Source organism: Methylobacterium sp. WL116 (genome assembly GCF_008039455.1).
Taxonomy (GTDB): Bacteria; Pseudomonadota; Alphaproteobacteria; order Rhizobiales; family Beijerinckiaceae; genus Methylobacterium.
The window spans coordinates 1-8,007 of sequence record NZ_VRUV01000189.1 but is presented as its reverse complement, the minus strand read 5'-3'; the positions used below and the strand labels follow the sequence as shown (position 1 = coordinate 8,007).

Sequence of the window (8,007 nt, the reverse complement as noted above, 5' to 3'; positions counted from 1 at the left end):
CGCGCCCGTGCGCAACCGCCAGAAAATGCCGTTCAGCACCCGCCGGTCGTCCACCCGATCCTTGCCGCGCACATCCGTCGGCAGAACCGGCTCGATCGCCGCCCACTCCGCATCCGTCAGGTCAAACCGCGCCATTCACAATCCTCCATGCCGGAGGATCAACGATCAGGGCGAGCGACCGTGCCAGCCGTTATGAGTTCGCGACCTAGCGTTTCGATGACGTAGGCACGGAAGCGTTCGCCGTTCGTGGCCCCGTCGAGAAGCGCGATCGCGATCAGACCGCTGGAGCGCAGGACAGCCGTGACAGTGGCGGTCTTCCAATGTCCGAACGGCACAGCGATCCGGCAACGCTCACCGTGCGGGGCGCGTCCGTAGCGCCGAACCATGCTGGTGTTGGCCGCGGTCTCGTCCAAGAACACGAGGGCGTCCGTGTCGAGATCAAGTTGCCCCTCGAACCACCCCGCGCGGGCGGCCTTCACGTCCTCCCGATCCTGCTCGATCGCGTGGCCGGTGTTTTTTCCGTGATGCCGTGACGCTTGAAGAAGCGTGACAGGCTGCTCACCCCGACCCGCAGGCGCCGCTCCGCCAGCATCTCTTGTAGCTCCGTCAGGAAGATCTCGGGATTGGCCTCGTCGGTCGACACGATCAGGTCGGCCTGTGCTTCGATCGTCTGCGAGCGCTGATCCCCACCCATCGGTTTAGGTGCGATCCGCCCCTCTTGCGCGGATCTGTCGTACCAGTGGATCGCGCTGGTCGCGTTTACGCCGAACCGCTTGGTCGCCTGATGGTGCGATGTGCCTTCCTCGACGGCGGCCACCACACGCTCGCGCAGATCGACGGATAGAGCCGATGGCATGCGGCTCTCTTGCGAAAGCCGCACAGGAAATCATATCAAACCCTGACCGGTAAACCCTACTGATTCAGCCCAGTCGGATGCCGCTCTATAGCAACATCCGAATAGATTGAATCACTGGGGATTATCCGTCGCGGTTTAATATGATTTCCTGTGCGGCTTTCGCAAGAAAACCGCATGCTATATACTCGATCTGTTGATATACTCGAGAGTGTGGTGGCCGCCGTCGAGGAAGGCACGTCGCGCCGCCAGATGTCCGTTCGTCTTCTGACCTCGCTTCAAATTGTATTCCTTTTGTTCTGGCTGATGCTCACAATCAGCCAGAACGAAAGCCAGCCCGTCAGGTCGCCACTTCAGGGGAAGAATTGAGATCAGCCAAGAAACCCACCATAAATTTGTGGATATTTTCGAACTCAGTACTAGATACGCTTATAACTGTGCGAAAAATGCTTAACTTAAGCCGATCATTTAAACCAATCTAGTATGAGCCCATTAAGAGATGCTAATTTATAATAATCCGAGGAATATTCCCGCAAAACGTGACGTTTCAGTTGCGCAGCATATTTACACGCTGGACCTTCTAAGAATCTTTGCTGCAATTTTGGTACTATTAAATCATTTTGCCGAACTAAAGTTATCAAGTTCTTATTATTTTGATAGCATAAGTACTGCGTATAATTTTTTAAGTATATTTGATGGTATCGGCAGCGTCGGAGTTGAGATTTTTTTTGTAATTTCGGGTTTTGTTATAACTGGTAGCGCTGAACGCGGTTATGGAAAATCATTTGCATTCAAGTTTGCTCTATCAAGATGTAAAAGGCTATTGCCTGTACTATGGATTTCAGGTCTGGTAAGTCTATTGGTTCGTTCGATTGATAACGGTTTTGGAATTGATCTACTAATACAATATGTTAGATTCGCAGTACTGTTCCCGTCAGGTCCTTATATTGATGGCGTAGTGTGGTCACTTGTAGTAGAATCTGTATTCTACATAGTAATCGGTTTCACGATCCTATCACGCCATCCGCAAAGGTTCTCAAGACTCGCTATTATTCTAGCGGGAATGAGCTTATTTTATAATATAATATTCATAATTATATATTTAAGTGTAGACCCATACCATTCTATAGCGTTTGCAATAATTAATAACTTTGCGTTCAAAGTTGTATTATTAAAATATGGAATATTTTTTGCGCTTGGCATGTTTATTCGATCAAGTTTTAAAAAATTGAATTTTTATGTAAAATTAACACTGGTCCCAAGCATTTTCTTGCTTTGCTTAACTGAAATATTTATTTCATCTTGGAACATTTCCTCGTTCTACGCAACTATAAAGTGTAGCATATGGGTTGCTGGAGTTGTTTGGTTGTTCATTGTAGTAAAATATGACCTGCCTAATTTTTTAAGTAATAGACGGGTAAAAACTTTTGTTAGATGGCTTGGACTTATAAGCTACCCCCTTTATCTTAATCATTATATTCTTGGTAGGTTTCTAACCGAAAAGCTCGAATCTTTGGACAGTGTTCTGCGATTTGTCGTCGTATTTTTCTTCATCGTATGCCTAAGTCATATTATCGAGTTGCTTGCAACGAAAATAATCTCGATCGAATTTCGGAGCAAAATCGATGTTGTCGATAAAGCTATAAATTAATATAATATTAACGCTATGCGTACCAGTATCAGTTAATAGTAGTATTTTAAATCGTTTATTGAAAAATCATCGAAAATATACGCCTTTTACGAAAAAGGTTGGAATTAAGATCACCAAGCATCTGAGACGCTACGGCTGGATCGTGGGACGCACTTTGGCATGGATAACTCACTTCGGCCGCTTTACTACCGTTAAGAGCGCCTAACGAAACCGGAGGTTGGCGCGTTGGTAGGGCATAGCGAAGCTCCTGGTTCCCGACGATCTTTGAGAGGTGATCGCGCCACGGCTGCCACCGACACAGGAGCGTCCGAAAGGCGTGCGGCAGACCGCCAAGCTCAATCTCATCGATCCGCGGGCCTGGCTCGCCGATGTGATCAGGCGCCTGCCCAACCATCCCGCCCGACGTATCGACGAACTCCTGTCTTGGAACTGGATCTAGCCCCAGCAGATCGCAGCCTGATACCCCGTCGGAAACACGACCGCGCCCTTCACCCTAGGTGCACGATAAGCGTTTGCTGGATCGACCAGCTTACCTCAGAATGCTCAGTCGACCAGGGGATAGCACTGGCGTGTTGACAGGCTGAAGGCGATGACTGGCTTGTGCAGCGCGGCCGCATTATACCCCGTTTAGGCTTTGTGCGTCTACCAAGCTCGGTAGCATGGTGATTTAAGATGAGAACACGACCGCACATCAACTGTCTTGCAATTTTAAGAGTAGCAACTCTAAGTTTCATAGTATGTGCGATAGGAAGTATTGAGGTACAAGCCCAAAGTGGATCACTCGCTATTTGTCACTACAAAAAAGTTTGGGGAGATGACTTTAACGAATTGAGCGTCTCCAATTCAAATAATGAACGAACTCGTTGGTCGGCGCATACGCCCTGGAGTGGTGACTTTGGAGACGCAAAGTTTATAGACCCTATCGATATTTATGCGGACCCTGAAAAGAATGAGCCGTTTATTGTAAAAGATGGAGTACTTACGATCCGAGCTAAGAAGCATCAAAGCGGTCAGTGGACGTCGGGACTGCTATCATCGGCTGATCCTACAACTGCAGGCTTCGCACTCCAGTATGGGTACTTCGAAGCACGAATGAAGCTTCCGCCAGGCCCCGGGGTCTGGCCTGCCTTCTGGCTAGCAGCTAACAGCCCTAAAGGAGACAAGTCGCCGTCTGTCGAGATTGACATCATCGAGTATTATGGTCAGTTCCCAGACAGTTTTCATTCGGTTTGGCATGTTTGGAACAATGTAGATTCAAATAAAAACCAGGGCGGGGAAATCATCACTAAGGTACCGAGTGGATCTTTAAGTGATAGTTTTCATACATATGGAACGGAAGTCACGAAAGAGTGGATCGTGTTCTACTTGGATCGCCACGAAATTGGGCGAAAACCTACTCCACCGGAACACACGAAGCCCTTGATGTTGCTGGTCAATCTTGCTCTTGGTTCCGGTTGGCCCATCGACAAGACGCCAAGCCCGTCAGATTTGCTGGTGGATTATGTTTATGCTTATTCTCCCGATGAGGCGCAACGCGACGCGATCTGTAAGAACTGAAATCGAATCTTTTCCACACGACAGATTAATGTGTTACGATGCCTTTCTTCATCAGTTCCTTTGTTCGTGAACCTGTGTGAGGAACGATGCGGCCGGCGCCGGGGTTGCCTTGCGACGATTCGGTGGTCAACGGGGGATAGTTGAAAGATCTAATCTTGTTAAATAACACAAGGTGTACAGCTAAGATCCGGCTCGCACCGCTTTCTTTGTCTGGAGCACAATAGATCACGTCATTGGCGATATGGAAAAACAGTTATTTAGTGCAAGTCAGAAACGGTTAAGATTTTATCTTTGAATTAATCTTAGCTTATTTGCCTTCCTAAATGTTGTTATAATACAGCTTAATTTATGTTCCGCTCACGGCCTTCAAGCGTCGTGACTTTCGACAAGGCTAGTGATATGCCCATCGTTTCAGATGTCGAGACGATTGCCGTTGAGCAGGACCCAGCGGAGCATCAGCGTCGACCAAAGGTCTTTGTTCATCTTGCCCAGAATAAGGATGCGGTGGCTTGGCGCTCGGCCAAGGTTGCTGGCTCACTGGTTGGGCGGAACGACGAGACTCCGTACGGCTACGGCCGGGCCAGCACCATGGGCTGCGACATCTCTTTTTCCCGCTCGCAGCACGAAACGGTGCTCAGGAAGATCGAGCGCTTCGTCTGGCGCGCTGTCCTCGGCTTCGATCTCGCCCATTCCAAACGCCAGCGCGCCGCAATGATGGCGAGCGACATTGTTTGGACTCACACGGAATCTCAGTTCTTGGCTGTTGCCGCTGTGATCGGTTCGCATCCCGACAGGCCGCGCATCGTCGGCCAAGCAGTGTGGCTCTTTGATCGCTGGCCACACCTGCCGTTCTTTCAACGCTGGCTGTTCAGACGCTTGATGCGCCACATCGATGTGCTGACGACCCTTTCTCCGCTCAACGCCGAAGTGGCCCGCAAGCTGTTCCCCGCCACGCGGGTTGAGGTCGTTTCCTTCGGCATCCCGTCCGAAACTATGATCAAACCGCAACTACGAGCTGGGCCCCCTAGGGTGGTGGCGGTCGGCAATGATCGTCACCGGGACTGGTCGGTCTTGGTCGAGGCCGTTGCGAAGGTCGAGGGCGCCTACCTAGACATTTTATCGGGCAGCGCCCCGCAATCCCTGGTCGGCCGCCATTGCAACATGCGAATCTACGCTGCGAAGACCAATACCGAACTCGAGGCCGCCTATGCCAATGCAAGCGTCGCCGTGATCCCACTGCTTGAGAACCTTCATGCCAGTGGCGCAACCGTCATACAAGAAGCTGTGCTTTCCGGTGTGCCTGTGATCGCCAGCGACACCGGCGGCCTGCGCAATTACTTCACCGATGACGAGGTTACTTACGTTCCAGTTGGGGATGCCGCGGCGATGGCAGCAGCGATTATTGCTCTGACATCGGATCCGCAGGCTGCCAACGCCCAGGCCGAACGTGCGCAGCGGGCGATGCTACAGCGCGGCATGGGCGCTGAAGATTACATTCGCCGCCATGTCGCGCTGACGAAGGAGCTTCTCGTTGAAAGATCGTCCTGATGACAGCTCCGACCCTGTCGACAAAAACCCCACATGCATGGTGCCCCATACGTCGCGGGCAGGCATTTCAGCGACTCCTGCTTAGCCGCTGCGGTCCCGAGTGCTGCCTCGACGTAGTAAGCCAGCCCCTTCGTCTGGACCGAGACCACCGTCAAAATCGTTGCTACCGTCAGTCAATCCCTTGAACCATTCATCTTAGCGTCCGGACCCATAACGGTGGCGCGGACGGCGTAGGTACGATTCACGACTCCCACGGGAGGGGCCGATGGATCAGTTCTGGCTGACGGACGAGCAGTTTGCGCGGATCGCACCGCACCTGCCTACCGACACGCGGGGCAAGGAGCGTGTCGACGACCGATTCGGCCGCCGCCTGAATACCCTGCGCGGCCTCACCCCCTACGAGGCCATCTGTAAAGCATGGTCCGCCGAGCCCGGTCGCTTCAGGTCAAACTCGCTCCACCAAATCCCGGGACCAAACATCTAGCAGAACCGGTATCGCCGTCGGGTAGGCGTCCTGCCTCATGCCATGGGAATAGAGCGCGACGGTGCGTAGGGCTTCGAGATGGCGTCCGCGGACGTGGGCGTGAGGCCCGGTTGGCATATGACCGAGCTTGAGCGCAACGTGGCGTCCGCAAATCACGGTTTGCGGCGTGTAGAAAATGCGACGCCATGCGGAGCGCCGATCCGACCGGCAGATGACCGCCGTCGCCGGCGTCACGCAATCGGATGCTTGCGTGACAAACTGAGGCTTAACAGGAACCTGCCATTGGGAGAAACATTCATTCTCCTTCACTAAGTCCGTTACTCAAACGTGCAGCAAACGGTCCGTCGCAATGTGGACGGTGAAGGCATGACCTCAGCAACATATCGCACGGCCGGATATAGCAACGTTATTACATTGGCTCAATCTTATGCCGACTAGCGTCCGGACTCATAACCAGTAGCTGACGGTCGCGACGAGGCAGATGGCGGCGAGGCCGTTGACCGCCGAGCGGTCGTAGCGCGTAGCGATGCGGCGGAAGTCTTTCAGGCGACCAAACATCCGCTCGATGGCGTTGCGTCCTCGATAAAGCACGGGCGAGAAGCACGGCTTCCAGCATCGGTTGACCTTGGGCGGGATGTTGAGCGCGGCTCCGGCCGCCTCGATCTGCCGGCGGATGGCATCGCTGTCGTAGCCCTTGTCGGCCAGCACGACGCGGCAGGCGGGCAGGCGTTCGAGCAGCAGCGCGCCGGCCTTGCAGTCGGCGACCTGCCCACCGGTCAGCAGGAAGGCGAGCGGGCGGCAGGCACGGTCGGTCAGGGCGTGGATCTTGGTCGTGCGCCCGCCGCGCGAGCGGCCGATGGCCTGACTTTGCTCCCCCCTTTACCGCCGGCGGCGCAGCGGTGGGCCTTCACGGCGGTGGAGTCGATCAGAACCTGGGAGGGCGGCCCACCGGCCTGGGCCAGGGTCTCGAACAGCCCGACCCAGACCCCCTTTGCCGCCCAGCGCACGAAGCGGTTGTAGAGCGTCTTCTTCGGCCCGTAGACGTCCCGCGGCGCATCTGTCCAGCGCCCGCCGGACTTCAACACGTGGATGATCCCGCTGATCACGCGCCGGTCGTCTACGGGCTCCTTGCCCCGAGTGTCTGTGGGCAGGTGCGGTGCGATCCGCGCAAACTGCTCGTCCGTCAGCCAGAACTGATCCATCAGCCCCTCCCGTGGAAGCCGTGAATCACACCTACGCCATCCGCGCCACCGTTATGGGTCCGGACGCTAAGACCCAATTTTGTACACGGATGCAATCTCGACGTCCTACTTGCTGGCGCGCTCAGGCCCTAAACGAGGTAGGAATTAAATCGCCCTCATAAGAGACCATAATCATGCACGGTAACGATCTGCGCCCCGGCACCCATCAGCGCGATCTTGCTGCCGGAGACATCGGTGCCGTTGTAGGTGGCACTGTCGACGTAGAGGTTGCGGTCGGCGCTGGGCGTGTAGGGGGTGGCATAATCATCGTTGAGGAAGTTGATGCTGACTTGGTGGTTGCCTGAGGCCCAATCGCCACTGACTGTGACCGTATCAGACTGACCAGCGGCGTGAGAGGCATGGGCGGTCAGGGTGCCGCCGACCTGCTTGCCATCGACCGAGACGGTGTACTGCGCGTCGCCGTTGTAGGCGTCCTCGCTGATCTTCAGCACCAGTGTGTCCGAGCCAGAGCCGATGCTCGTTACGGTGGGCGTCGAAGCTGATGCGGCCGGCGTCGCGGTTGATGGGGTCGGCACCGCCGTGGTGTCATGCACGGTAACGATCTGCGCCCCGGCACTCATCAGCGCGATCTTGCTGCCGGAGACATCGGTGCCGTTGTAGGTGGCACTGTCGACGTAGAGGTTGCGGTCGGCGCTGGGCGTGTAGGGGGTGG

General features: G+C 54.4%; 6 protein-coding genes and 4 pseudogenes. 6 read left to right on the top strand and 4 right to left on the bottom strand.

Annotated elements, in window-relative coordinates; translation table 11 throughout:
- Together FV223_RS14695 and FV223_RS14690 are read right to left on the bottom strand one after the other, a co-directional pair.
- Positions 1 to 135, bottom strand: a 135-nt coding sequence (locus FV223_RS14695; protein WP_147727734.1) for a transposase, incomplete at its 3' end; no start/stop codon positions are given.
- 71 nt (positions 136 to 206) lie between these two features.
- Positions 207 to 856 (bottom strand): annotated as a pseudogene (locus tag FV223_RS14690) (IS630 family transposase); the annotation flags it as partial.
- Positions 857 to 1,069: 213 nt separating this feature from the next.
- On the opposite strand from FV223_RS14690, the gene FV223_RS30440 reads away from it, so the two are divergent.
- The 6 genes and pseudogenes from FV223_RS30440 to FV223_RS14660 form a co-directional block, all read left to right on the top strand.
- On the top strand, positions 1,070 to 1,222 hold the full coding sequence (locus tag FV223_RS30440; protein WP_187276145.1) for a hypothetical protein: 153 nt from the start codon (positions 1,070 to 1,072) through the stop codon (positions 1,220 to 1,222).
- Positions 1,223 to 2,829: 1,607 nt separating this feature from the next.
- A pseudogene (locus FV223_RS14680) lies at positions 2,830 to 2,943 on the top strand (transposase domain-containing protein); the annotation flags it as partial.
- A 233-nt stretch (positions 2,944 to 3,176) separates the two neighbouring features.
- Positions 3,177 to 4,061 (top strand): glycoside hydrolase family 16 protein, encoded by an 885-nt coding sequence (locus FV223_RS14675; RefSeq protein ID WP_147727732.1) that lies wholly within the window; start codon positions 3,177 to 3,179, stop codon positions 4,059 to 4,061.
- 375 nt (positions 4,062 to 4,436) lie between these two features.
- On the top strand, positions 4,437 to 5,609 hold the full coding sequence (locus tag FV223_RS14670) for a glycosyltransferase (protein WP_246689687.1): 1,173 nt from the start codon (positions 4,437 to 4,439) through the stop codon (positions 5,607 to 5,609).
- A gap of 265 nt (positions 5,610 to 5,874) precedes the next feature.
- Positions 5,875 to 5,967, top strand: a pseudogene (locus FV223_RS14665) (IS5/IS1182 family transposase); the annotation flags it as partial.
- Positions 5,968 to 6,093 (top strand): annotated as a pseudogene (locus FV223_RS14660) (IS481 family transposase); the annotation flags it as partial.
- A 447-nt stretch (positions 6,094 to 6,540) separates the two neighbouring features.
- On the opposite strand, the gene FV223_RS14655 reads toward FV223_RS14660, so the two are convergent.
- Positions 6,541 to 7,295, bottom strand: a protein-coding gene (locus tag FV223_RS14655; RefSeq protein WP_147727731.1) for an IS5 family transposase whose coding sequence is annotated in 2 segments (ribosomal slippage) — positions 6,541 to 6,965 and positions 6,965 to 7,295 — 756 coding nt in all. Because the reading frame shifts where the segments join, the coding sequence is not laid out codon by codon here.
- Between the two features lie 155 nt (positions 7,296 to 7,450).
- The coding region (locus FV223_RS14650) for a carbohydrate-binding domain-containing protein (protein WP_281407446.1) at positions 7,451 to 8,007 on the bottom strand (557 nt) is incomplete at its 5' end.